We start from the raw sequence: 24946 nt of genomic DNA, 5'->3' as shown, positions 1-24946 counted from the left end.
GGCGGTGGTGTTGGTGGGCGTCATGGCCGCGAGCAAAATCTGGAAAGCAGTGAAAGGCTAAACCTGTGGGTGTTTGATTGTTCCCACGCTCTGCGTGGGAATGTCTCAATTGGACGCTCTGCGTCCGCTTCCAGGTGTGACGCAGAGCGTCACGGGCTGCATTCCCACGCAGAGCGTGGGAACGATCAGGCCATTCGATTCGCATCGAATGGCCTTTTTTGTTGCCGATGAATTACTCGGCGATCTGCAACTTGCGCGACTCGGTGTACACGTAGCGCACTTTCTCGTACTCGAACGGCGAGTTCAGTTGGCCATAGCGGAAGCCGGTCTGATAGCGCTTGTCGATGGAACGCAAGATCAAGACTTCAGGATGGTTGGAGCTGACCTCGGCGACGTTCAGGAAGTTGATTGCCGATTCTGCGCTGAAGTCCGCCACCAGGCCGCCAGTGTCGCGGATGTTCGATGGGCCGAGGATTGGCAACACGAAGTAGGCGCCGCCCGGTACACCGTAGAAGCCCAGCGTCTGGCCGAAGTCTTCGTTCTGGCGCGGCAGCCCCATGGCGGTGGCCGGGTCCCACAGGCCGGCGATGCCGACGGTGGTGTTGAGCAGCAGGCGCGCGGTGGTTTCCATCGAACGCTGCCCCTTGAACTGCAGCAAGCTGTTCAACAGGTTCGGCACGTCACCAATGTTATTGAAGAAGTTGCTCACGCCAGTGCGCAGGAAACTCGGCGTGATGTAGCGATAGCCGTCGACCACTGGCAGGAACACCCATTGGTCGAAGCGGTAGTTGAAGTGGTAGACGCGGCGGTTCCACTCTTCCAACGGGTCGTAGACGTTCAGTGCGTTAAGCGTGGAGCGTTCGAACTCGCGTTGATCCAGTCCCGGGTTGAATTTGAGTTTGCTCAGCGGCTCCTTGAAGCCATCACTGTCAATCACAACCGGTGCGTTGGCTTTGCTGTTGTCGGCATTGGCGACGCCTGCGCAGAGTAGCGCTGCGATAAGCAGGAGGTATTTAGCCACGGAAAAACTCCAGCATGGCGTCGCTGTTGACGCGGTAATTAAGGTTGCCGCAATGGCCGCCCAGTGGGTAAACGGTCAAGCGATCACCAAAGGTCTTGCGCAGGAAACCCAGGTCGCCAGGGCCGAGAATCACGTCGTCGGCGTTGTGCATGACGGCGATTTTCGGGCTGTCGCGCAGGTAATCCTTGAGTGCATACAAACTGACCTGATCGATCAATTGCAGCAGGCTCCCGCCGTCGGTACGGGCGCGCCACATAGGGATGACTTGCTCGGTGATGTAGCAATCGAAGTCGCACTGCAGCGCGCGCTTGAGGAACGGCGTGAGGGTAGTGCCTTCGGTGATCGGGAATTTCTGTGGAATGATCAGGCCGCGACGGTTGATCAGGTCCGAGGTGAAGGCAATGTCGGCTGCCGAGAAGCGGAACGAAGTGCCGATCAGCATGGCCATCTGTTCGTTGCTCAGGTGCTGCTTGGACTGCTGGAAGTCGTAGAGCAGCGCATCGTTGAGGTCGATGTAGCCTTTCTGCTGGAAGTAGCGGGTCAGTTTGTCCAACACCAGCTCATAGAACGTGGTGCTGTTGTTGATGCCCTTGACCTCGGTCTGGACCAGCTTGTCCAGGTTGGTGATCGAGGTGTAGAGGTTGACCGGCGGGTTGAGCAGCAAGACTTTCTTGAAGTTGAAGCTGCGACGGGTTTCATCCAGATGCGCGACGAACGCTGCGTCCAGTGCGCCCAGGCTGTAGCCGGTCAGGTAGTAATCGGTAACGTCGACATTCGGGTTTTGTGCCCGCACGGCCTGCATCACCCGATACATGTCTTCGGCATCTTCCTTGGTGATACCGGGTGTGGCAAAGCGTGAGGCGGCGCTCATGAAGTCGAAGCTGGTGGGCGACGACAGTTGCACCACGTGGTAGCCGGCCTTGTAGTAGAGCTTCTTCAGGTATTCGTTATGGGTGCTGTCATAGCGCGCGCCGGTGCCGGCGATCAGGAAAATCAGCGGAGCGGCTTTATCCTGGGTGGCGATGCGGTAGGTGAGTTTCTTCACTGGCCAGAAGTTGTCCGGCAAATCGAATTCACGCTCCGGGCGCAACCTGACGCTACGGGTTTGCTGATCGATGTCGTCGTCCAGCGGCAACTCCGGACGAAGGTCCGGCGGTGTCGTTGCGATGGTCGCCTCGAACGGGTTGGTCAAGGGGTAGCCATAACTGGCGGCGTCGATGTCCACCGCCAGTGCGGACGCACTCAAAATAAGGCCGCCAAACAAGGCGGCGAAGCGCAAGGAACGGAGCATGACTAGATCCCTTAGAGAAAGGTGCCGAATGAAGTTCGCAGGCTATGACCACGGGGTTTGCGCCAAAGTGCCATGAGTCGGCACCAATCAGGCCTAATTTCGGGGTAATAGTAGCTGGACGATACACTTTGCAGTGATTCCGTGACCAATTATCTGTCACATGCGCTTGCTTAGCGCTGGCGGGAGATTAAGCTGGCCGCCGATTTCGTTGATTGGAGTGCTTCATGTCCCGCCGTCTGCCTGTGATTCTGCTGCTCGTTCTCCTGCCGTTATGGCTGGCCGCCAGTTATGGCGCGCGGTATGGCTTCATGGAGGATGCTCAATGGGTCGGCATCTGCGTGGACGAAGCGAGCCGCTGGGAATGCCAGATTCGTTCGAGCCTGGGCTTGATGATTCACTTCAAGGTATTGGGCTTCGCGGCATTGGCGGCAGCCGTTATCGGGTTTGTGCTGCCGGGCCGGGCAGGGTGGTGGTTGGCGGTGCTGGCGCTGGTGTTCGGGTTGCCGGCGTTGGCGTTGTACAACACGACGTTGGCTGTTTTTGCGGTGGTGCTTGCTGGATTGCGTCTGGTCCGGGCTTCCCGCAGCGTCTGACAGTCAGCCATCGCGAGCAAGCTCGCTCCCACAGGGATCTTTGTCGTACACAAATTCTGTATTCGCTGAAGAACCCTGTGGGAGCGAGCTTGCTCGCGATGAGGCCAGTAGCTGCGCAGAGGATTACCCCTTGCGAACCCGCAAACTGCGCCACAACGCTGCAACCATCAATACACTCACCAGCGCCCAACCCCAGGCCTGCTGGTTCTGCAAGCCTTCACGGTAAAGCTGCGGCGCAATGCCGGCACCGATGATGAAGGTCAACAGGGCAATCTCCCGACGCGGCACACTGACCGGGCGGCACAGATAAACCAGCGCCGGCAGGATGAACGCGACGCTCGGGAAGCTGCGATAGCGCGGATCGAACACCAGCTCCAGCATGGTCACTGCAGCGGCAAACCCGGCCACCGCGAGCAACCAGCCCGCCCGACGTTCCAGCGCATTGAACGTCCGTCCGCGCCAACCGGCCCGAGGGCTCAGGGTCAGTGCCGCATGGGCCAGCACCAACACATTCAACGCCGTCAGCAAAGCGACCCACAACCATTCACTGGTAAACCGCGTGGTGATACGGGCCAGGTCACCCCAGGCGCCAATCGAGCAAGCGGCCAGCGCACCGAGCAGCGGCAGAACCAGCGCGGCGCGAGTGCTGCGTACACGGCCGCCGAGGATCAACGTGCCAAGGAAAATCAAACCACCCACCGCCAGCCACTGCGACCAGTAAGGTACGTTCGACACCGGACCGGCAAGCACGCCCTTGTCCTGGCGATCGGCATCGAACAGCCCCCAGTAACCACCGACCGCACCTTCGCTGGCGCGTTTCCATGGCTGGTCGAAGGCTTCGATCAGGTTGTAATGCCAGCCTTGCTGCTCCGCCATGATGACAAAAGCACGAATGAACCTGGCTTCATTGACCCGGCTCGGCAGGGCGGTTTCACGCTGACGGCCTTCGCTGGGCCAGCCGGTTTCACCAATCATCACGTCCTTGGGGGCGAACTTGTTGCCGAATACCTGACGGACTTCGGCCACATGCTGCAGGGCCGCGTCGATATTCGAAGGGTCATCTTCCCAGTACGGCAACAAATGGATAGTCAGGAAATCCACCGCCGGGGCGATTTCCGGGTGCTTGAGCCAGAACTCCCAGACGTCCGCGTAAGTGACGGGTTGCTTGACCTGGCTTTTGACTTTACTGATGAGCTTGACCAGTTGCGCGCCCGTGACTTCCTTGCGCAACAGGGTTTCATTGCCGACGATCACCGAGGTCACCACGTCCGCGTTGGCGTTGGCCGAGGCGATCAGCAGGTCGACTTCCTTGGCGGTGTCCACCGCGTTGCTGTTGACCCAGGCGCCGATCATCAGCTTCAGCCCGTGCTTGCGCGCCAGGTCGGGCAGCGCCTCGAGGCCGGTCATGGAGTAGGTGCGGATGCATTCGAAGCTTTTGGCCAGCAGCGCGAGGTCGGCATCCATGCGTTCAGGGCGCAGCTTGAACGGCTGATCAAACGGTGATTGGTCCTTGTCGAACGGGGTGTAGGAGGCGCATTGCAGCTTGTGCGTCGCACTGGCCACGTCTGGCAGAACCACCGGTTTACCGAGGCCATACCAGAAACCACCCAGGGCAAAAAGCCCCAGCAGGCAGGCGAATAGATAAGCAAAAAAAGGAAAGCGGGATGTCGCGGGCATGGTCAGGCCGTCTGGGAGCAAAGCCGCGCATGTTACCTTCATTTGCGGCATGGCTGGTGGCCTGCATACTTTTGACATGCAAAGTTTGGGCGGATTGGCGGGCGGACTTTCGGTGGTCTAGATTAATGGCGTTCTGATGTCGTTTCTCGATGCCTTGAGGTCGCTGGCAGAGAAGGTCGTCATTGTCCTGAGGTTGATTATCGACGCGTCAGTGCTCTCATAGATAAATCGCGCTGATGTTCGGATGAGTTTGCGGTGGGCGTGATGGGCGCGCTGTGCACTATAACAATACGTTGACGCGACTCGGCATCCGTCGAGCGCAGCACTTTCGGGGAAGTAACGATGAAGATGCGACGACTCTTGGGCGCAGGTGCCGCTTTGGTGCTGGCGATCAGCTCTACTTTGGCCAGCGCCGAAGGCAAGGCAGTGACTATCGGTTATGTCGACGGCTGGTCGGACAGTGTTGCCACGACCAACGTGGCTGCTGAAGTGATCCGGCAGAAACTTGGTTATGACGTGAAACTGCAAGCAGTTGCCACCGGGATCATGTGGCAGGGTGTAGCCACTGGCAAACTCGATGCCATGATGTCTGCGTGGCTGCCTGTGACTCATGGTGAATACTGGACCAAGAACAAGGACCAGGTCGTCGATTACGGTCCGAACTTCAAGGACGCAAGAATTGGCCTGATCGTGCCGGAGTACGTCAAAGCCAAAAGTATTGCCGATCTGAAAACCGACGACAGCTTCAAAAATCGCATCGTCGGCATCGACGCCGGTTCGGGCGTAATGATCAAGTCCGAACAGGCCATCAAGGACTACGATCTCACCGGTTACCAACTCAAGGCCAGTTCCGGCGCCGGCATGATTGCCGAGCTGACCCGTGCCGAGAAGAAAAACGAATCCATTGCTGTCACCGGTTGGGTGCCGCACTGGATGTTCGCCAAGTGGAAACTGCGCTTCCTGGACGACCCGAAAGGCGTTTATGGCGCGGCAGAAACTGTAAACAACATCGGCAGCAAAGAACTGGCAACCAAGGCTCCGGAAGTTGCCAAGTTCCTGAAGAACTTCCAGTGGGCGTCGAAAGACGAAATCGGCGAAGTCATGTTGGCCATTCAGGATGGTGCCAAACCTGAAGCCGCCGCCAAGGATTGGGTCGCCAAGCACCCGGAACGCGTTGCAGATTGGACTAAATGATTTGAGCTGACGCGTCTGGTCAGCACTTCTCAAGGCCGCTTGGCATAACAGCCAAGCGGCCTTTTGCTTTCCTTTGTGGGAGCGAGCCTGCTCGCGATAGCGGTGTATCAGTCGATATTGAAGTTGACTGACACACCGCTATCGCGAGCAGGCTCGCTCCCACAGTGTTTGATGCAGACTGGAGAATGGCATAACCGTCATGTCGTTCTAATACTAAGGTCGTCTGGAACCAGTTCCGTAGCCGCATAGAGTGGATAACGTTCCAACTTCATCTGTGCTGCGAGGATAAAAACAATGAACGACAGCATTTACCTCTCGATTCAAAACAGCCCGCGCTTCAAGGAGCTGGTTAGTAAGCGAGAAAGGTTCGCCTGGATTCTTTCGGCGATCATGCTTGGGCTTTACTCCGGATTCATCCTTTTGATTGCTTACGGGCCGCATATTCTGGGAGCAAAAATCAGCCCCGAGTCTTCGATTACCTGGGGAATACCGATTGGTGTCGGGCTGATTCTCTCGGCCTTTATCCTGACTGCAATCTACGTACGACGCGCCAATGGCGAATTTGATGACCTGAACAATGCGATTCTCAAGGAGGCTCAGCAATGATCCGGCGTCTAATGGCTCTATTGAGCATCGCAGCCTTTGCACCTGGCGCCTGGGCAGGTGAAGCCCTGACCGGCGAAGTGCACAAACAACCGCTCAACGTTTCCGCGATCCTGATGTTCGTCGCGTTCGTTGGCCTGACCCTGTGCATCACCTACTGGGCTTCCAAGCGCAACAATTCGGCGGCTGACTACTATGCGGCGGGTGGCAAGATCACCGGCTTCCAGAATGGTCTGGCGATTGCCGGTGACTACATGTCGGCGGCATCCTTCCTGGGTATTTCCGCCCTGGTGTTCACTTCCGGTTACGACGGCCTGATCTACTCGATCGGGTTCCTGGTGGGCTGGCCGATCATTCTGTTCCTGATCGCCGAGCGCCTGCGTAACCTGGGTAAATACACCTTTGCCGACGTAGCGTCCTACCGCCTTGGGCAGACCCAGATCCGCACGCTGTCCGCTTGCGGTTCGCTGGTGGTGGTGGCGTTCTACCTGATCGCGCAAATGGTTGGTGCCGGCAAGCTGATCCAGCTGCTGTTCGGTCTCGACTACTACGTTGCCGTGATCCTGGTCGGTATCCTGATGTGCATGTATGTGTTGTTCGGCGGCATGCTGGCGACCACCTGGGTGCAGATCATCAAGGCCGTGTTGCTGCTCTCCGGTGCTTCGTTCATGGCGCTGATGGTCATGAAACACGTCAACTTCGACTTCAGCTTGCTGTTTTCCGAGGCGATCAAGGTTCACCCTAAAGGTGAAGCCATCATGAGCCCGGGCGGCCTGGTGAAAGATCCGGTCTCGGCATTCTCCCTTGGTCTGGCGCTGATGTTCGGTACCGCTGGCCTGCCGCACATTCTGATGCGCTTCTTCACCGTGAGTGACGCGAAAGAAGCTCGCAAGAGCGTGCTGTATGCAACCGGCTTCATCGGCTACTTCTACATTCTGACCTTCATCATCGGCTTCGGCGCGATCTTGCTGGTCAGCACCAACCCTGCCTTTAAAGATGCTGCTGGCGCGCTGTTGGGCGGCAACAACATGGCGGCGGTGCACCTGTCCAATGCGGTGGGTGGCAGTATCTTCCTGGGCTTCATCTCGGCTGTAGCGTTCGCAACCATCCTGGCTGTAGTGGCTGGTTTGACGCTCGCCGGCGCTACGGCGGTGTCTCACGACCTTTACGCCAGCGTGATCAAGAAGGGCAAGGCCAACGACAAGGACGAGATTCGCGTTTCGAAAATCACCACCGTCTGCCTGGGTGTGTTGGCAATCGGCTTGGGCATTCTGTTCGAAAGCCAGAACATCGCGTTCATGGTGGGCCTGGCGTTCTCCATCGCGGCGAGCTGTAACTTCCCGGTGCTGCTGCTTTCGATGTACTGGAAGAAGCTGACCACACGTGGTGCGATGATCGGTGGCTGGTTGGGGCTGATCAGTGCCGTTGGTTTGATGGTCCTTGGGCCAACCATTTGGGTGCAGATCCTGCATCACGAGAAGGCTATCTTCCCGTATGAGTACCCGGCGCTGTTCTCCATGGCCATTGCGTTTGTCGGGATCTGGTTCTTCTCGATCACTGACAAGTCGACGGCCGGCGTTAATGAGCGGGCGCTGTTCTTCCCTCAGTTCGTTCGTTCGCAGACGGGCTTGGGCGCGAGTGGGGCGGTTTCGCACTAAGGCTTCGAGCTTCTCCATGTAAGCTGCGTTAAACAGAAATGCCCCGGTCGAGAGATCGGGGCATTTTTTTTTTGCGGTTATCGGCCCTTGTTGACTGCATACATATCCGTTTCTTCGGTAACGGCCACCTATGGTTCCGCTCTTACAGCGGGTCACTTTGGAAGAGCCTGCGCGGCCCGGCGGAAAGTAACCAAAACGCTTGGCCCCTGACGTACGGCCCTTCGCCTAGGCTCAGGGTGCCCTCGCTCCGGTCCTGCTCCGTGGGCCCGCCGCCATCGGCCATCCATGGCCGGGGGCGGCTAGCCCGGCATCCATGCCGAGCTGCCCACTGCGCAGAACCTCCACTCGGCCTCCCGACGGGGCAGATCAAAAGCCAAAGCCAAAGCCAAAGCCAAAGCCAAAGCCAAAGCCAAAGCAAGATAACAGCCCCCACCGCTCACTCACTGATCGTTCCCACGCTCCGCGTGGGAATGCATCCCGTGACGCTCCGCGTCACCAATATGTAGGACTCAACTCACCGGAAGGCGGGACGCGGAGCGTTCCCGGCGGCATTCTCACGCGGAGCGTAGGAACGATAAGGTTCATCGCACAAACAAAAACGGCCTCTATATAAATAGAGGCCGTTCCCGGTGCAACTTTAAGACGTTATCGCAAGACAGGTCTTATTTGCGGTCTTCCAGCTTGGTGATGTCACGCGACTCGTAGCCGGTGTACAGCTGGCGCGGGCGGCCAATCTTGTACGGGCTGGAGAGCATTTCTTTCCAGTGGGAGATCCAGCCGACAGTCCGCGCCAAAGCGAAGATCACGGTGAACATGCTGGTTGGAATGCCGATCGCCTTGAGGATGATCCCCGAGTAGAAGTCGACGTTCGGGTACAGCGAGCGTTCGATGAAGTACGGGTCGGTCAGGGCGATCTCTTCCAGGCGCATGGCCAGTTCGAGTTGCGGATCGTTGGTGATGCCCAGTTCTTTCAGTACTTCGTCGCAGGTCTGCTTCATCACTGTTGCGCGTGGGTCGCGGTTTTTGTAAACCCGGTGACCGAAGCCCATCAGTTTGAACGGATCGTTCTTGTCCTTGGCCTTGGCGATGTACTTGTCGATGTTCGACACATCGCCAATTTCATCGAGCATGGTCAGAACGGCTTCGTTCGCGCCGCCGTGGGCAGGGCCCCACAGTGCAGCGATACCGGCGGCGATACAGGCGAACGGGTTGGCACCCGAAGAGCCGGCCAGGCGTACGGTGGAAGTCGATGCGTTCTGCTCGTGGTCGGCATGGAGGATGAAGATCTTGTCCATGGCGTTGGCGAGTACCGGGCTGATCGGTTTGATCTCGCACGGGGTGTTGAACATCATGTGCAGGAAGTTTTCCGCGTACGTCAGGTCGTTGCGCGGGTACATCATGGGTTGCCCCATCGAGTACTTGTAAACCATCGCTGCCAGGGTCGGCATCTTGGCAACCAGGCGGATCGCGGAGATTTCGCGATGCTGCGGGTTATTGATGTCCAGGGAGTCGTGGTAGAAGGCCGAGAGGGCGCCGACTACACCGCACATGACGGCCATTGGGTGGGCGTCGCGACGGAAACCGTTGAAGAACGTCTTCAGCTGCTCGTGAACCATGGTGTGGTTCTTTACGGTGCTGACGAACTGGGCCTTCTGTTCTGCAGTCGGCAATTCGCCGTTGAGCAGCAGATAGCAGGTTTCCAGGTAGTCCGACTTTTCAGCCAGCTGTTCGATCGGGTAGCCGCGGTGCAGCAGGATGCCGTTGTCGCCGTCGATATAGGTGATCTTCGACTCGCAGGAAGCTGTCGACATGAAACCAGGGTCAAAGGTGAAACGGCCCGTGGCCGTCAGGCCCCGAACATCGATAACATCGGGACCAACGGTGCCGGTTAAAATGGGCAGCTCGACGGGGGCTGCGCCCTCGATGATCAACTGCGCTTTTTTGTCAGCCATGTGGCCTCCTATTTATGCTTGAAATCATCAGACAGACCCCCCACGCAGGGCCCGCACCACTATAGTGAGATAAATTCGAATGTCAATTTGCCTAAAGTCTTGCTCCAGAAGGCTTTAACCGGACTTTTTCCTCGAAATTGCCTGCCATTTACGCCTTTTATCCGACTTGTGCAATGCGCTATTAGGGGAAGGTGAACGCGTTGTCATTAGTAGCCTAACTGTCTATACTCGGCCACCGACCGCCAGGGGCTTTTGGGCCTGCTTTATTGGGGGTCGCATCCCTGGGTGGTGGTTACCTGACCAGTGCACTCCCCAACAACTTTGCCCTGATTGTTAGGGGCTCTTCAGTGTGAAAAAAAAGCCGTGAAAAGCCAACGACCTGTAAACCTAGACCTAAGGACCATCAAACTCCCCATCACCGGCGTTACGTCGTTTCTTCACCGTGTTTCCGGCATCATTCTCTTTCTGGGCCTTGGCTTCATGCTTTATGCATTGGGCAAGTCTCTGGATTCCGAGGAAGGTTTTGCCGAGGTGAAGGCATGCTTGACCAGCCCGCTGGCCAAGTTCGTAGCATGGGGCCTCCTGTCCGCTCTTCTGTATCACCTGGTAGCCGGTGTGCGCCACTTGATCATGGACATGGGCATCGGTGAGACGCTGGAAGGCGGCCGCCTGGGCTCGAAAATTATCATCGCCGTTTCCGTGGTGCTGATCGTTCTGGCAGGAGTTTGGATATGGTAACCAGCGTTACGAACCTTTCGCGTTCCGGTCTTTATGACTGGATGGCGCAACGTGTGTCTGCGGTCGTTCTCGCGGCTTATTTCATCTTCCTGATCGGATACCTTGTAGCGAATCCGGGCATTGGCTATGACCAATGGCATGGCCTGTTCGCCCACAACGGGATGCGTATCTTCAGTCTGCTGGCCCTTGTGGCCCTGGGCGCTCACGCCTGGGTCGGCATGTGGACCATCGCGACCGACTACCTGACGCCAATGGCGCTGGGAAAGTCCGCGACTGCAGTACGTTTCCTTTTCCAGGCAGTATGCGGCGTTGCGATGTTCGCTTACTTCGTCTGGGGTGTGCAGATTCTCTGGGGTATCTGATTCATGGCTAACATTCCAACGATTTCTTTCGACGCCATCATTATTGGTGGTGGCGGTGCCGGCATGCGCGCAGCGCTGCAACTGGCACAGGGCGGTCACAAGACTGCCGTAATCACCAAGGTTTTCCCTACCCGTTCGCACACTGTGTCCGCTCAGGGCGGCATTACCTGCGCGATCGCTTCGGCTGATCCGAACGATGACTGGCGCTGGCACATGTACGATACCGTCAAGGGTTCCGACTATATCGGTGACCAGGACGCTATCGAATACATGTGTCAGGAAGGCCCGGCTGCGGTGTTCGAGCTGGACCACATGGGTCTGCCGTTCTCGCGTACCGAACAAGGTCGTATCTACCAGCGTCCATTCGGCGGTCAGTCGAAGGATTACGGTAAGGGTGGCCAGGCTGCCCGTACCTGCGCTGCCTCCGACCGTACCGGTCACGCGCTGCTGCACACGCTTTATCAGGGCAACCTGAAAGCCGGCACCACGTTCCTGAACGAGTACTACGCTGTTGATCTGGTGAAAAACCAGGACGGCGCATTCGTCGGTGTGATCGCCATCTGCATCGAAACCGGTGAAACCAGCTACATTCGCGCCAAGGCCACCGTTCTGGCCACTGGCGGTGCCGGTCGTATCTACTCGTCCACCACCAACGCCTTGATCAACACCGGTGACGGCGTCGGCATGGCTCTGCGTGCTGGCGTGCCGGTGCAAGACATCGAAATGTGGCAGTTCCACCCGACCGGCATCGCCGGCGCTGGTGTACTGGTTACTGAAGGCTGCCGTGGTGAAGGTGGTTACCTCATCAACAAGCACGGCGAGCGTTTCATGGAGCGCTACGCTCCGAACGCCAAAGACCTTGCCGGTCGTGACGTTGTTGCCCGCTCGATGGTTAAGGAAATCATCGCCGGTAACGGTTGCGGTCCGGATGGCGACCACGTACTGCTCAAGCTCGATCACCTGGGCGAGGAAGTACTGCACAGCCGTCTGCCAGGCATCTGCGAACTGTCCAAGACGTTTGCTCACGTTGACCCGGTGGTTGCTCCGGTTCCGGTCGTTCCGACTTGCCACTATATGATGGGCGGCGTTCCGACCAACATTCATGGCCAGGCGATCACCCAGGATGCCGACGGCGTCGACACCATCATCCCTGGCCTGTTCGCAGTGGGTGAAGTGGCGTGCGTATCGGTTCACGGTGCCAACCGTCTGGGCGGCAACTCGTTGCTCGACCTGGTTGTGTTCGGCCGTGCGGCTGGTCTGCACCTGGAAAAAGCGCTGACTGAAGGCATCGAATACGACGACGCCACCGACGCCAACATTGAAACGGCCCTGGCCCGTCTGTCCGCTCTGAACTCGCGTACCGAAGGCGAAGACGTCGCCACCCTGCGTAAAGAACTGCAAAGCTGCATGCAGAACTACTTCGGTGTGTTCCGTACCGGCGAATACATGCAGAAGGGTATTGCTCAACTGGCTGATCTGCGTGGCCGTATCGCCAACGTCAAGATCAACGACAAGAGCCAGGCGTTCAACACCGCTCGTATCGAAGCGCTGGAATTGCAGAACCTGCTGGAAGTGGCCGAAGCTACCGCCATCGCCGCTGAGATCCGCAAAGAGTCCCGCGGCGCTCACGCCCGTGAAGACTACGAAGATCGCGACGACGAAAACTGGCTGTGCCACACCCTGTACTTCCCGGGTGACAAGCGCGTAACCAAGCGTGCTGTGAACTTCTCGCCGAAGACTGTTCCGACTTTTGAACCTAAGATTCGGACTTATTAAGGGTGGCCGCCATGTTGCAAGTCAGTGTTTATCGCTACAACCCTGATCAGGACGCTACGCCGTTCATGCAGGAATTTTCGGTCGATACCGGTGGTAAAGACCTGATGGTGCTGGATGTGCTGGCCCTGATCAAAGAGCAGGACGAAGGTTTCTCCTATCGTCGCTCTTGCCGTGAAGGTGTTTGCGGTTCCGACGGCATGAACATCAACGGCAAAAACGGTCTGGCCTGCGTCACGCCGCTGTCTGCTGTCGTAAAAGGTAACAAGCTGATCGTTCGTCCTCTGCCAGGTTTGCCGGTTATCCGTGACCTGGTCGTCGATATGAGCATCTTCTACAAGCAATACGAAAAGGTTAAGCCATACCTGCAGAACGACACGCCGGCTCCGGCCATCGAACGTCTGCAGACCCCTGAAGAGCGTGAAAAGCTCGACGGTCTGTACGAGTGCATCCTGTGCGCTTGCTGCTCGACCTCTTGCCCGTCCTTCTGGTGGAACCCGGACAAGTTCCTGGGTCCAGCTGCGTTGCTGCAAGCGTATCGCTTCCTGGCAGACAGCCGCGACACCAAGACTGCCGAGCGTCTGGCTTCGCTGGATGACCCGTTCAGCGTATTCCGCTGCCGCGGGATCATGAACTGCGTCAACGTTTGCCCGAAAGGCCTGAACCCGACTAAGGCCATCGGTCACATTCGTAACATGCTTCTGCAAAGCGGCGTGTGATTCAGCTGTAGTACCCGCAAGACCGCTGTACCCGTAGATGCTACGGCGCAGGCTTCAACCGGCGCCGTAGTCTTAACCTGAGCAGCAGCTTATAAGGCTGCGGCTCTTATTTTGAAGAAATGAGACAAGCAGGGGCATCCGGGCTGGTACCCGGACTATCAGCGTGATCCTAAGTGGCTTGTTTTAGTCGCTGCATTCGGACTTCTGCAAGTGTGCTCGGTGTCGACGCCGGTGGTGTTCCCCTAACCGAGGGTGACCAAGCATGCAAGAAAGCGTGATGCAGCGCATGTGGAACAGCGCCTACCTATCCGGTAGTAACGCTGCCTATGTGGAAGAGCTCTACGAGCTCTACCTGCACGACCCTAACGCTGTGCCAGAAGAGTGGCGCACCTACTTCCAGAAGTTGCCTGCTGACGGCAACCCTGCCACCGATGTTTCGCACTCCACAATTCGCGATCATTTCGTCTTGCTGGCAAAGAACCAGCGCCGCGCCCAACCGGTTTCCGCCGGTAGCGTGAGCAGTGAGCACGAGAAGAAGCAAGTTGAAGTGCTGCGATTGATCCAGGCCTACCGTATGCGTGGCCACCAGGCAGCCCAGCTTGACCCGCTGGGGCTGTGGCAGCGTCCTGCACCTGCAGACCTGTCGATCAATCATTACGGCTTGACCAATGCCGATCTTGATACGACCTTCCGTGCCGGCGACCTGTTCATCGGCAAAGAGGAGGCGAGCCTACGCGAAATTCACGAAGCGTTGCAGCAGACATATTGCCGCACCATCGGCGCTGAATTTACGCACATCACCGATTCCGAGCAGCGCCAGTGGTTCCAGCAGCGTCTGGAAAGCGTGCGTGGCCGTCCGACGTACTCCGCCGACATCAAGAGCCACCTGCTTGAGCGCGTCACCGCCGGCGAAGGCCTGGAAAAATACCTGGGTACCAAATATCCGGGTACCAAGCGTTTCGGTCTGGAAGGCGGCGAGAGCCTGATCCCGATGCTCGACGAGCTGATCCAGCGTTCCGGTTCCTACGGCACCAAGGAAATCGTTATCGGCATGGCCCACCGTGGTCGTCTGAACGTGCTGGTCAACACCTTCGGCAAGAACCCGCGCGAGCTGTTCGACGAGTTCGAAGGCAAGAAGAAGGTCGAGCTGGGTTCCGGTGACGTGAAGTATCACCAGGGCTTCTCCTCCAACGTGATGACCACCGGCGGTGAAGTTCACCTGGCGATGGCATTCAACCCGTCCCACCTGGAAATCGTTTCTCCAGTGGTCGAGGGTTCGGTTCGCGCCCGTCAGGATCGTCGTAACGACCCTACCGGCGAGAAGGTCCTGCCGATCTCCATCCACGGTGACGCGGCATTTGCCGGTCAAGGCGTGGTGATGGAAACCTTCCAGATGTCGCAGACCCGCGGTTTCAAGACCGGCGGCACCGTGCACATCGTGATCAACAACCAGGTCGGTTTCACCATCAGCAACCCGCTGGACTCGCGCTCCACCGAGTACGCGACCGACGTTGCGAAGATGATCCAGGCGCCGATCCTCCATGTGAATGGTGATGATCCGGAAGCCGTATTGTTCGTGACCCAGCTGGCCATCGACTACCGCATGCAGTTCAAGCGTGACGTGGTGATCGATCTGGTCTGCTACCGTCGTCGTGGCCACAACGAGGCCGACGAGCCAAGCGGCACACAGCCAATCATGTATCAGCAGATCACCAAGCAGCGCACCACCCGTGAGCTGTATGCCGATCGTCTGACCCAGGGCGGTGTGCTGGACGCAGAGCGTGTTCAGGCGAAAGTCGATGAATATCGCAATGCGCTGGACAACGGTCTGCATGTTGTAAAAAGCCTGGTCAAAGAGCCGAACAAAGAGTTGTTCGTGGACTGGCGTCCGTATCTGGGCCACGCCTGGACCGCACGTCACGACACTCGCTTCGATCTGAAAACCTTGCAGGAACTGTCCGCCAAGCTGCTGGAAATTCCGGAAGGCTTCGTGGTTCAGCGCCAAGTCTCGAAAATCTACGAAGACCGTCAGAAGATGCAAGCCGGTGGCCTGCCGATCAACTGGGGTTACGCCGAAACCATGGCGTATGCGACCCTGGCGTTCGAAGGTCACCCGATTCGCATGACGGGTCAGGACATCGGTCGCGGTACGTTCTCGCACCGTCACGCTGTCTTGCACAACCAGAAAGACGCGGGCACCTACATCCCGCTGCAAAACCTGTACAAAGGCCAGCCACGTTTCGACCTGTACGATTCGTTCCTGTCCGAAGAAGCCGTGCTGGCGTTCGAATACGGTTACTCGACCACCACGCCTGAGGCGCTGGTGATCTGGGAAGCCCAGTTCGGCGACTTCGCCAACGGTGCCCAAGTGGTTATCGACCAGTTCATCACCAGTGGCGAGCACAAGTGGGGCCGCCTCTGCGGTCTGACCATGCTGCTGCCGCACGGTTATGAAGGTCAGGGTCCGGAGCACTCTTCGGCTCGTCTGGAGCGTTACCTGCAGCTGTGCGCCGAGCACAACATTCAGGTAGCAGTACCGACTACGCCGGCCCAGATCTACCACTTGCTGCGTCGTCAGGTGATTCGCCCGCTGCGCAAGCCATTGATCGTCCTGACGCCGAAGTCGCTGCTGCGTCATAAACTGGCGATCTCGACCCTGGAAGATCTGGCTGAAGGTTCGTTCCAGACCGTTATCCCGGAAATCGATACCCTGGACCCGAAAAAGGTCGAGCGCGTTGTTCTGTGTAGCGGCAAGGTCTACTACGACCTGCTGGAAAAACGCCGTGCCGAAGGTCGTGATGACATCGCCATCGTGCGTATCGAGCAGCTTTACCCATTCCCTGAGGACGACTTGAACGAAGTCCTGGCTCCGTACACCAACCTCAAACATATCGTTTGGTGTCAGGAAGAGCCGATGAACCAGGGTGCCTGGTACTGCAGCCAACACCACATGCGCCGCATCGTTGGCAATCACAACAAAGCACTCTTCCTCGAGTACGCCGGTCGTGATGCTTCTGCTGCACCTGCTTGTGGTTATGCATCGATGCACGCTGAGCAGCAGGAAAAACTGCTGCAAGACGCCTTTACTGTTTAACGCCTTCGCGCACCTGAAACCGAATTTAAGGACCCACAGATAATGGCTATCGAAATCAAAGCCCCCACTTTCCCGGAATCGGTTGCCGATGGCACCGTTGCCACCTGGCACAAACAGCCGGGCGACGCCGTCAAGCGCGATGACCTGATCGTCGACATCGAAACTGACAAAGTCGTATTGGAAGTGTTGGCTACCGCTGATGGCGTGCTGGGCGCTATCGTCAAGAACGAAGGCGACACCGTTCTGTCCGACGAAGTCCTGGGCTCCATCGAAGCGGGCGGCGCTGCTGCCGCTCCAGCTGCTGCCGCTGCTCCTGCCGCTGCACAAGCTGCTGCTCCAGCCGCTGAAGGCGAAGATGATCCTGTTGCTGCACCGGCTGCTCGCAAGCTGGCTGAAGAAAACAGCATCAACATCGCTTCCGTTGCCGGCACCGGCAAAGGCGGTCGTGTCACCAAGGAAGACGTTGTTGCCGCAGTAGCTGCCAAGAAAGCCGCTCCGGCTGCCGCGCCTGCCAAGGCTGCTGCGCCTGCCGCTGCTGCTCCAGTGTTCGCTGCCGGCGATCGCATCGAGAAGCGCGTACCGATGACCCGCGTACGGGCCACTGTCGCCAAGCGTCTGGTTGAAGCTCAATCGAACATGGCGATGCTGACCACTTTCAACGAAGTCGACATGACTGAAGTCATGGCCCTGCGTTCGAAGTACAAGGACCTGTTTGAGAAGTCCCACAACGGCGTGCGCCTGGGTTTCATGTCGTTCTTCGTCAAGGCGGCCACCGAAGCGCTGAAACGCTTCCCGGCTGTCAACGCGTCGATCGACGGTGCTGACATCGTTTACCACGGCTACGCTGACGTCGGTGTTGCTGTTTCCAGCGACCGCGGCCTGGTTGTTCCGGTTCTGCGTAACGCCGAACTGATGAGCCTGGCTGAAATCGAAGGCGGCATCGCCACCTTCGGCAAGAAGGCTCGTGACGGCAAACTGTCGATGGACGAGATGACCGGCGGTACGTTCACTATCACCAACGGTGGTACTTTCGGTTCGATGATGTCGACTCCGATCGTCAACCCGCCGCAAGCGGCCATCCTGGGCATGCACAACATTCTGCAGCGTCCTATGGCGATCAACGGTCAGGTTGTTATCCGTCCGATGATGTACCTGGCTCTGTCCTACGATCACCGTCTGATCGATGGCAAAGAAGCTGTGACCTTCCTGGTTACCATCAAGAACCTGCTGGAAGACCCGGCTCGTTTGCTGCTGGATATCTGATTTCGTTGCACGGGCCGTCCAGTGATGGACGGTCCTCCTGTAATGACCAGCTTCGTCCCACGACAGTCCCCAAAAGGGACTGTCCGGTTTGATTCGAGAAGGAATGACACATGACTCAGAAATTCGACCTGGTAGTGATTGGCGCGGGCCCTGGCGGCTACGTGGCTGCCATTAAAGCAGCGCAACTGGGCCTCTCCACTGCCTGCATCGAGAAATACACCGACAAGGAAGGCAAACTGGCCCTCGGCGGTACTTGCCTGAACGTCGGTTGCATTCCATCCAAGGCGCTGCTGGACAGCTCCTGGAAATTCCACGAAGCCCAGGACGGCTTCGCGATCCACGGTATCAACCACGCTGGCGTGACCATGGACGTGCCAGCAATGGTCGGCCGTAAAGCCAACATCGTCAAAGGCCTGACGTCGGGTGTTGCCACCCTGTTCAAAGCCAACGGCGTGACCTCGATCCAGGGCCACGGAAAACTGCTGGCCGGCAAGAAAGTCGAAGTCACCAAGCCAGACGGTTCGGTAGAAATCATTGAAGCCGAGAACGTGATTCTGGCTCCAGGTTCGCGTCCGATCGACATTCCGCCGGCTCCGGTCGACCAGAATGTGATCGTCGATTCGACTGGCGCGCTGGAATTCCAATCGGTTCCAAAACGTCTGGGCGTGATCGGCGCTGGCGTGATCGGTCTGGAACTGGGTTCGGTCTGGTCCCGTCTGGGCGCAGAAGTCACCGTTCTTGAAGCGCTGGACACCTTCCTGATGGCCGCTGACGCTGCTGTTTCCAAGGAAGCGCTGAAAACCCTGACCAAACAGGGTCTGGACATCAAGCTGGGTGCTCGCGTTACCGGTTCCAAAGTGAACGGCGACGAAGTAGTCGTGAACTACACCGATGCCAACGGCGAACAGAACATCACTTTCGACAAGCTGATCGTAGCCGTTGGTCGCCGTCCGGTGACCACTGATCTGCTGTCCGCTGATTGCGGCGTGACCCTGGACGAGCGCGGTTTCGTGCACGTTGACGATCACTGCGCCACCACCGTACCGGGCGTTTACGCGATCGGCGACGTGGTTCGCGGCATGATGCTGGCACACAAGGCCTCGGAAGAGGGCATCATGGTCGTCGAGCGCATCAAGGGCCACAAAGCCCAGATGAACTATGATTTGATCCCGTCGGTTATTTATACTCACCCGGAAATCGCGTGGGTCGGCAAAACCGAGCAGGCCTTGAAGGCTGAAGGCGTTGAAGTTAACGTTGGCACCTTCCCGTTCGCAGCCAGTGGCCGTGCCATGGCAGCCAACGACACCGGCGGTTTCGTGAAAGTCATTGCCGATGCCAAGACTGACCGCGTATTGGGCGTCCACGTGATTGGCCCGAGCGCTGCAGAACTGGTTCAGCAGGGCGCGATCGGTATGGAATTCGGCACCAGCGCGGAAGACCTGGGCATGATGGTTTTCTCCCATCCGACCCTGTCCGAAGCCTTGCACGAAGCAGCTCTGGCTGTGAATGGCGGCGCCATCCACATCGCCAACCGCAAGAAGCGTTAAGACAAGACAATAAGAAACCACGGCGGAAGGCCCGTCGTGAGCCTTGCGTGCAAGACTCACCGCGGAATGTCCGCCGGACGCAGCCTTGCGTAGTCTCACCGGTTGTCCGGAACACCTACGCAAGCAGCAGTCACAGGTGGTGCGGCACTTGAACAAGTGCAGCACCGAATGCGCAGTACCTAACGAAGACGGTAATAAGCATGAATCTTCACGAGTATCAGGGTAAGCAGCTGTTCGCTGAATACGGCCTGCCAGTATCCCAGGGTTTCGCCGTAGACACCCCGGAAGCAGCAGCAGAAGCGTGCGACAAGATCGGCGGGACCGAATGGGTTGTCAAAGCCCAGGTTCACGCAGGTGGTCGCGGTAAAGCGGGCGGCGTTAAGCTGGTTCGCAGCAAAGAAGACGCCAAAGCATTCGCTCAGCAGTGGTTGGGCAAGCGTCTGGTGACTTACCAGACTGATGCCAATGGTCAGCCAGTCACCAAGATCCTGGTTGAATCGTGCACTGATATCGCTAAAGAGCTGTACCTGGGCGCTGTCGTTGACCGTTCGAGCCGTCGCATCGTGTTCATGGCTTCCACCGAAGGTGGCGTGGACATCGAGAAAATCGCTCACGACACCCCTGAGAAAATCCTCAAGGCCACTATCGATCCACTGGTTGGCGCTCAGCCATTCCAGGGTCGCGAGCTGGCATTCCAGCTGGGTCTGGAAGGCAAGCAAGTTGCTCAGTTCGCCAAGATCTTCGTAGGTCTGGCCAAGCTGTTCAAGGATCACGACCTGGCTCTGCTGGAAGTGAACCCGCTGGTGATCAAGGCTGACGGCGATCTGCATTGCCTCGACGCCAAGATCAACATCGACGCCAACGCCATGTACCGTCAGCCTAAGCTGAAGACTTTCCACGATCCGTCGCAAGACGATCCGCGCGAAGCGCACGCTGCCAAGTTCGAACTGAACTACGTAGCACTGGAAGGCAACATCGGTTGCATGGTCAACGGTGCTGGCCTGGCCATGGGTACCATGGACATCGTCAACCTGCATGGCGGCAAACCAGCCAACTTCCTCGACGTGGGCGGCGGTGCTACCAAAGAACGCGTTACCGAAGCGTTCAAGATCATCCTGTCCGACACTAACGTCGCTGCAGTATTGGTCAACATCTTCGGCGGCATCGTTCGTTGCGACATGATTGCCGAAGGCATCATCGGCGCTGTGAAAGAAGTCGGCGTGAAAATCCCGGTTGTTGTTCGCCTTGAAGGCAACAACGCTGAGCTGGGCGCTAAAGTACTGGCAGAAAGCGGTTTGAACATCATCGCTGCTACCAGCCTGACCGACGCTGCTCAACAAGTTGTCAAAGCTGCGGAGGGCAAATAATGAGCGTCCTGATCAATAAAGACACCAAAGTTATCTGCCAGGGTATTACCGGTTCGCAAGGTAGTTTCCACACCCAGCAAGCCATCGAATACGGCACCAAGATGGTCGGTGGCGTAACTCCAGGAAAAGGCGGCACCGAGCACCTGGGTCTGCCAGTGTTCAACACCGTGAAAGATGCTGTAGCTGCCACTGGCGCCACCGCCAGCGTGATCTACGTTCCAGCTCCTTTCTGCAAGGACTCCATCCTGGAAGCAGCCTTCGGCGGCATCAAGCTGATCGTTTGCATCACTGAAGGCATTCCTACCCTGGATATGCTGGATGCCAAGGTCAAGTGCGACGAGCTGGGCGTAGTCCTGATCGGTCCTAACTGCCCAGGCGTGATCACTCCAGGCGAATGCAAGATCGGCATCATGCCAGGTCACATTCACTTGCCAGGCAAGGTCGGTATCGTTTCCCGTTCCGGCACCCTGACCTACGAAGCTGTGAAGCAAACTACTGACGCCGGTTTCGGTCAGTCGACTTGCGTCGGCATCGGTGGTGACCCGATCCCGGGCTCGAACTTCATCGACATCCTGAAGCTGTTCCAGGAAGACCCGAAGACCGAAGCGATCGTGATGATCGGTGAGATCGGCGGTTCGGCTGAAGAAGAAGCGGCTGCCTACATCAAGGCACACGTGACCAAGCCGGTTGTTTCCTACATCGCTGGTGTGACTGCCCCTGCGGGCAAGCGCATGGGCCATGCTGGCGCAATCATCTCTGGCGGCAAAGGCACTGCAGACGAGAAGTTTGCTGCCCTGGAAGACGCAGGCGTTAAAACCGTGCGTTCGCTGGCAGACATCGGCAAGGCATTGTCCGAGCTGACTGGTTGGGCAATCAAGTAAGCCTCGCGCTTATCTGACGCTTCACCAAACAAAGGCCACCTTCGGGTGGCCTTTGTCGTTTCCGGGGTTTGTACCGGGCTTTTGTGGCGAGGGGATTTATCCCCGTTGGGTCGCGAAGCGATTCTAAAATCTGCATCCGAGGTGTATCAGATGCACCGCATGCGATGGTTTTACGACTGCTGTGCAGTCGAACGGGGATAAATCCCCTCGCCACAGGGTTCTTTGTAAGTAAATTAGATATGTAAACGCGACACGGAAATGTCGCGTATCGGATAGATCGCACCCTAACAGTGCGTTTGTTGGGCAAATTCGTTAGGCTAGCAGCCATTTTTGCGTCCGCGGCCCACAAGGTTGCTACGCGCTAAACGGGTCAGTCCTATACGGACCGACAGCATTTCCCTCACCCCTCAGGGAAATCCCTCTCTAAATTCCGATTCAGTAGTGTGGTATTTCCTTAATGAAAGTGTTGAAAGGCCAGGACATCCTGGCACTTGGTTTTATGACGTTTGCCCTGTTTGTCGGGGCTGGCAACATCATCTTCCCGCCTATCGTCGGTCTGCAATCCGGTCCACATGTCTGGATGGCGGCGCTGGGCTTTCTGATCACCGCGGTCGGTTTGCCGGTGATCACCGTTGTTGCCCTGGCCAAGGTCGGTGGCGCCATGGATGCCTTGAGCAGCCCGATCGGGAAAGTCGCCGGTGGCCTGCTGGCGGCCGCGTGCTACCTCGCTGTCGGCCCGCTGTTCGCGACACCGCGCACCGCCACCGTGTCATTCGAAGTCGGCTTGGCGCCGTTGACTGGCGAGAGCCCGTTGGCGTTGTTCCTCTACAGCTCGGTGTACTTCCTGCTGGTTTTTTTCATCTCGCTCTATCCGGGCCGGCTGCTGGATACCGTAGGACGTTTCCTCGCACCGCTGAAGATCATCGCCCTGGCCGCGCTCGGCATCGCCGCGTTTGCATTGCCGGCCGGTGATGTCGGCGTGGCCACCCCGGAATACGTGGCGGCACCTTTTTCCCAAGGCTTCATCAATGGTTACCTGACCATGGATACCTTGGGTGCGCTGGTGTTTGGCATTGTCATCGTCAATGCAATCCGTTCCCGTGGCGTCGAGTCGCCGGTGTTGATCACCCGTTACGCGATCATCGCCGGGCTGATTGCCGGTGTGGGCCTGGCGCTGGTTTATGTCAGCTTGTTCCGTCTCGGTTCGGGCAGCCATGAAGTGGCCGCGGGTGCTACCAACGGCGCAGCGGTGTTGCACGCTTACGTGCAACACACCTTCGGCTCTTTGGGCAGCGGTTTTCTGGCGGTGCTGATCTCCCTGGCCTGCCTGGTGACGGCGGTAGGTCTGACCTGCGCCTGCGCCGAATACTTCAGCCGTGTGCTGCCGCTGTCCTACAAGACGTTGGTCATCATCCTGGCGGTGTTCTCGCTGTTTGTGTCCAACCTGGGCCTGACCAAGCTGATTGCGTTCTCGATCCCGGTGCTGACCGCGATCTACCCGCCGTGCATCGCCTTGGTCGCCCTGAGCTTCTGCAAGGACTTCTGGCATGAGCAGGGCCGCATCGTCGGTCCGGTGATGCTGGTGTCGTTCATCTTCGGTTTGATCGACGCCCTCAAGGGCGCGGGTCTGGCGGACTGGATGCCGACTCAGTTGTCCCACCTGCCGCTGAGCGAGCAAGGCCTGGCCTGGCTGGTGCCGTCGGTCATGACCCTGGTCGTCGCGGTGGTTTGCGATCGCCTGCTGGGCAAGCGCGAAGAAGCACTGGCTTAAGCCGCTTCATGGCCCGCCACAAGCGGGTCGTGAACACACAAGGAAATGCCCCGTATCAATCGATACGGGGCATTTTTTTTGGAGGGGGTGCAGTGTCTTTTTCCTTGAGCTAACGTCGAAGCATTGCCAAATCTAATGTGGGAGCGAGCCCGCTCGCGATGGCGGCTTTACATTCAATAGATATGTTGGCTGATCTACCGCCATCGCGAGCAGGCTCGCTCCCACAGGTTTCAGTACTCCGAATACACACCACAAGGACCTGCATGTCGTTCATCCACGCCAACATGATCCACATCCTCGCCGCGCTCTGGTTCGCCATCTGCTGGGGCGGCTACACCCGTTATGCGACGTGGAAGGGCCGCGACACTGCGTGCCTGGCCAGCGTGCTGCACCTTTATCGCGAAGACTGGATGCGCCGCATGCTGTTGCGCGACAACCGCATCGCTGACGCCAGCGTGATCGGTAATCTGGAGCGCAACGCCTCGTTCTTCGCCTCCAGCACACTGATTATCCTGGCCGGCATTCTCACGGTGCTCGGAGCCTCCGAAAGGGCAGTGTCGTTGTTGGCGGATATCCCGATGGTGCAGCAGGCATCCCAGGGGATGTCGGAGATCAAGTTGCTGTGTCTGGCGCTGGTGTTTGTCTATGCGTTCTTTACGTTCAGCTGGTGCATGCGCCAGTACAACTTTGCGGCCATTCTGGTGGGCTCGGCGCCTATGGTCGGAGAGCGTCACGTATCCGAACAAGAACGCAAAGCCTTCGCTGCCCGGGCGGCCCGCGTCATTTCCATGGCCGCCAACCAGTTCAACTTCGGACTGCGCTCCTACTACTTCGGCATGACCATGCTGGCCTGGTTCGTCAGCCCATGGTTGTTCATGTTGATGAGTACCGGTGTGGTGTTGGTGTTGTATCGCCGGGAATTTCATTCCGACGTTCTTGACGTGATGGTCTATACACCTACAGAGGCGCCATTGCCCGAGGCGATTAAAGAGGCTGTTTGATGAGTATTCCGTTCTGGTGTGTGTTAATCAGTGCCTTGCTTATTTTTGTAGCAAAGATTCCCGTGGCCAAAGCGATGAATGACCTGGGTGGTTATGACAACCATCTGCCGCGTCAGCAACAGGCGCAACTGACTGGCTTTGGTGCCCGTGCGTTGGCCGCTCATCAGAACTGTTTTGAGGCGTTCATTCTGTTCGCGGTGGGGGTGCTGATGGCGCATACCACGCAGACAGCGGGGTGGCTGATCGACTTGCTGGCAATCATCTTCGTGATTACCCGAATCATTTATTTGTTGTGCTATTGGGTTGATCTGGCCTGGCAGCGCAGCCTGGTGTGGGGTATTGGACTATTGTGTTCGTTGCTATTGATGATTAGTCCGACTTTTAGAACAATTTTGCTGTAACGCCTGCCAGGCAAAAAAAAGGCAAAAGAAAACCCGCACT

The 24946-nt window shown here is 57.8% G+C and carries 20 protein-coding genes; 16 read left to right on the top strand and 4 right to left on the bottom strand.

The genetic code is table 11. The features are described from left to right. Window positions 1-232: 232 nt before the first annotated feature. Entirely contained in the window at window positions 233-1021 is a 789-nt protein-coding gene (locus AC3WP4_RS25455) for an MlaA family lipoprotein (protein ID WP_074874646.1), read from the bottom strand. Continuing rightward, window positions 1014-2312 carry a serine/threonine protein kinase gene (locus tag AC3WP4_RS25450; protein ID WP_074874647.1) on the bottom strand — a complete coding sequence of 433 codons (1299 nt, stop codon included), beginning with the start codon at window positions 2310-2312 and terminating at the stop codon, window positions 1014-1016. Before AC3WP4_RS25450 ends, AC3WP4_RS25455 begins: the two co-directional genes overlap by 8 nt. 224 nt (window positions 2313-2536) lie before the next feature. Between AC3WP4_RS25450 and AC3WP4_RS25445 the strand changes: the two genes are divergently transcribed. Then, complete coding sequence (locus AC3WP4_RS25445; protein ID WP_102614669.1) at window positions 2537-2905, top strand: hypothetical protein; 369 nt, start codon at window positions 2537-2539, stop codon at window positions 2903-2905. Window positions 2906-3028: 123 nt separating this feature from the next. Here the strand turns inward: AC3WP4_RS25445 and AC3WP4_RS25440 are convergent, their stop codons facing one another. Then, entirely contained in the window at window positions 3029-4624 is a 1596-nt protein-coding gene (locus AC3WP4_RS25440) for a glycoside hydrolase family 17 protein (RefSeq protein WP_102614683.1), read from the bottom strand. A 300-nt stretch (window positions 4625-4924) separates the two neighbouring features. Here AC3WP4_RS25440 and AC3WP4_RS25435 point away from each other — a divergent pair, with 300 nt between their 5' ends. The 3 genes from AC3WP4_RS25435 (at window position 4925) to AC3WP4_RS25425 (ending at window position 8037) form a co-directional block, all read left to right on the top strand. After that, complete coding sequence (locus tag AC3WP4_RS25435; RefSeq protein ID WP_074874649.1) at window positions 4925-5776, top strand: glycine betaine ABC transporter substrate-binding protein; 852 nt, start codon at window positions 4925-4927, stop codon at window positions 5774-5776. Between the two features lie 294 nt (window positions 5777-6070). Continuing rightward, entirely contained in the window at window positions 6071-6382 is a 312-nt protein-coding gene (locus AC3WP4_RS25430; RefSeq protein ID WP_017337238.1) for a DUF485 domain-containing protein, read from the top strand. After that, on the top strand, window positions 6379-8037 hold the full coding sequence (locus AC3WP4_RS25425) for a cation acetate symporter (protein ID WP_074874650.1): 1659 nt from the start codon (window positions 6379-6381) through the stop codon (window positions 8035-8037). The genes AC3WP4_RS25430 and AC3WP4_RS25425 overlap by 4 nt, the downstream gene beginning before the upstream one ends. Before the next feature lie 662 nt (window positions 8038-8699). Here AC3WP4_RS25425 and gltA read toward each other — a convergent pair. Continuing rightward, on the bottom strand, window positions 8700-9989 hold the full coding sequence (gltA, locus tag AC3WP4_RS25420; protein WP_008148584.1) for a citrate synthase: 1290 nt from the start codon (window positions 9987-9989) through the stop codon (window positions 8700-8702). Window positions 9990-10352: 363 nt separating this feature from the next. On the opposite strand from gltA, the gene sdhC reads away from it, so the two are divergent. From sdhC to AC3WP4_RS25360, 12 genes are all read left to right on the top strand, one after another. Beyond that, a complete protein-coding gene (sdhC, locus tag AC3WP4_RS25415) occupies window positions 10353-10727 on the top strand; it encodes a succinate dehydrogenase, cytochrome b556 subunit (RefSeq protein ID WP_074874652.1) in 375 nt (124 codons plus the stop codon). Continuing rightward, window positions 10721-11089: a succinate dehydrogenase, hydrophobic membrane anchor protein gene (sdhD, locus tag AC3WP4_RS25410; protein WP_007959040.1), complete on the top strand. Its 369-nt coding sequence runs from the start codon at window positions 10721-10723 to the stop codon at window positions 11087-11089. Before sdhC ends, sdhD begins: the two co-directional genes overlap by 7 nt. Before the next feature lie 3 nt (window positions 11090-11092). Next, window positions 11093-12865, top strand: coding sequence for a succinate dehydrogenase flavoprotein subunit (sdhA, locus tag AC3WP4_RS25405; RefSeq protein WP_074874654.1), 1773 nt, complete (start codon window positions 11093-11095; stop codon window positions 12863-12865). 11 nt (window positions 12866-12876) lie between these two features. Then, a complete protein-coding gene (locus AC3WP4_RS25400) occupies window positions 12877-13581 on the top strand; it encodes a succinate dehydrogenase iron-sulfur subunit (protein WP_074874656.1) in 705 nt (234 codons plus the stop codon). A gap of 262 nt (window positions 13582-13843) precedes the next feature. Continuing rightward, a complete protein-coding gene (locus AC3WP4_RS25395; protein ID WP_074874658.1) occupies window positions 13844-16675 on the top strand; it encodes a 2-oxoglutarate dehydrogenase E1 component in 2832 nt (943 codons plus the stop codon). 42 nt (window positions 16676-16717) lie between these two features. Further along, window positions 16718-17938, top strand: a complete 1221-nt coding sequence (gene odhB / locus AC3WP4_RS25390) for a 2-oxoglutarate dehydrogenase complex dihydrolipoyllysine-residue succinyltransferase (RefSeq protein ID WP_074874662.1) — start codon at window positions 16718-16720, stop codon at window positions 17936-17938. Between the two features lie 110 nt (window positions 17939-18048). Then, window positions 18049-19485, top strand: coding sequence for a dihydrolipoyl dehydrogenase (gene lpdA / locus AC3WP4_RS25385; protein WP_102614667.1), 1437 nt, complete (start codon window positions 18049-18051; stop codon window positions 19483-19485). A gap of 200 nt (window positions 19486-19685) precedes the next feature. After that, window positions 19686-20852: an ADP-forming succinate--CoA ligase subunit beta gene (gene sucC / locus AC3WP4_RS25380; protein ID WP_008148602.1), complete on the top strand. Its 1167-nt coding sequence runs from the start codon at window positions 19686-19688 to the stop codon at window positions 20850-20852. Further along, entirely contained in the window at window positions 20852-21733 is an 882-nt protein-coding gene (sucD, locus tag AC3WP4_RS25375; protein ID WP_008148605.1) for a succinate--CoA ligase subunit alpha, read from the top strand. The genes sucC and sucD overlap by 1 nt, the downstream gene beginning before the upstream one ends. 457 nt (window positions 21734-22190) lie before the next feature. Further along, window positions 22191-23504, top strand: coding sequence for a branched-chain amino acid transport system II carrier protein (gene brnQ, locus AC3WP4_RS25370; RefSeq protein ID WP_074874666.1), 1314 nt, complete (start codon window positions 22191-22193; stop codon window positions 23502-23504). 263 nt (window positions 23505-23767) lie between these two features. Continuing rightward, window positions 23768-24505 (top strand): DUF599 domain-containing protein, encoded by a 738-nt coding sequence (locus AC3WP4_RS25365; protein WP_074874668.1) that lies wholly within the window; start codon window positions 23768-23770, stop codon window positions 24503-24505. Beyond that, window positions 24505-24906, top strand: coding sequence for an MAPEG family protein (locus tag AC3WP4_RS25360; RefSeq protein WP_074874670.1), 402 nt, complete (start codon window positions 24505-24507; stop codon window positions 24904-24906). The genes AC3WP4_RS25365 and AC3WP4_RS25360 overlap by 1 nt, the downstream gene beginning before the upstream one ends. Window positions 24907-24946: the final 40 nt, after the last annotated feature.

It is taken from the genome of Pseudomonas sp. FW305-20, from assembly GCF_058788075.1.
This window is presented reverse-complemented; position numbering and strand designations above follow the sequence as displayed.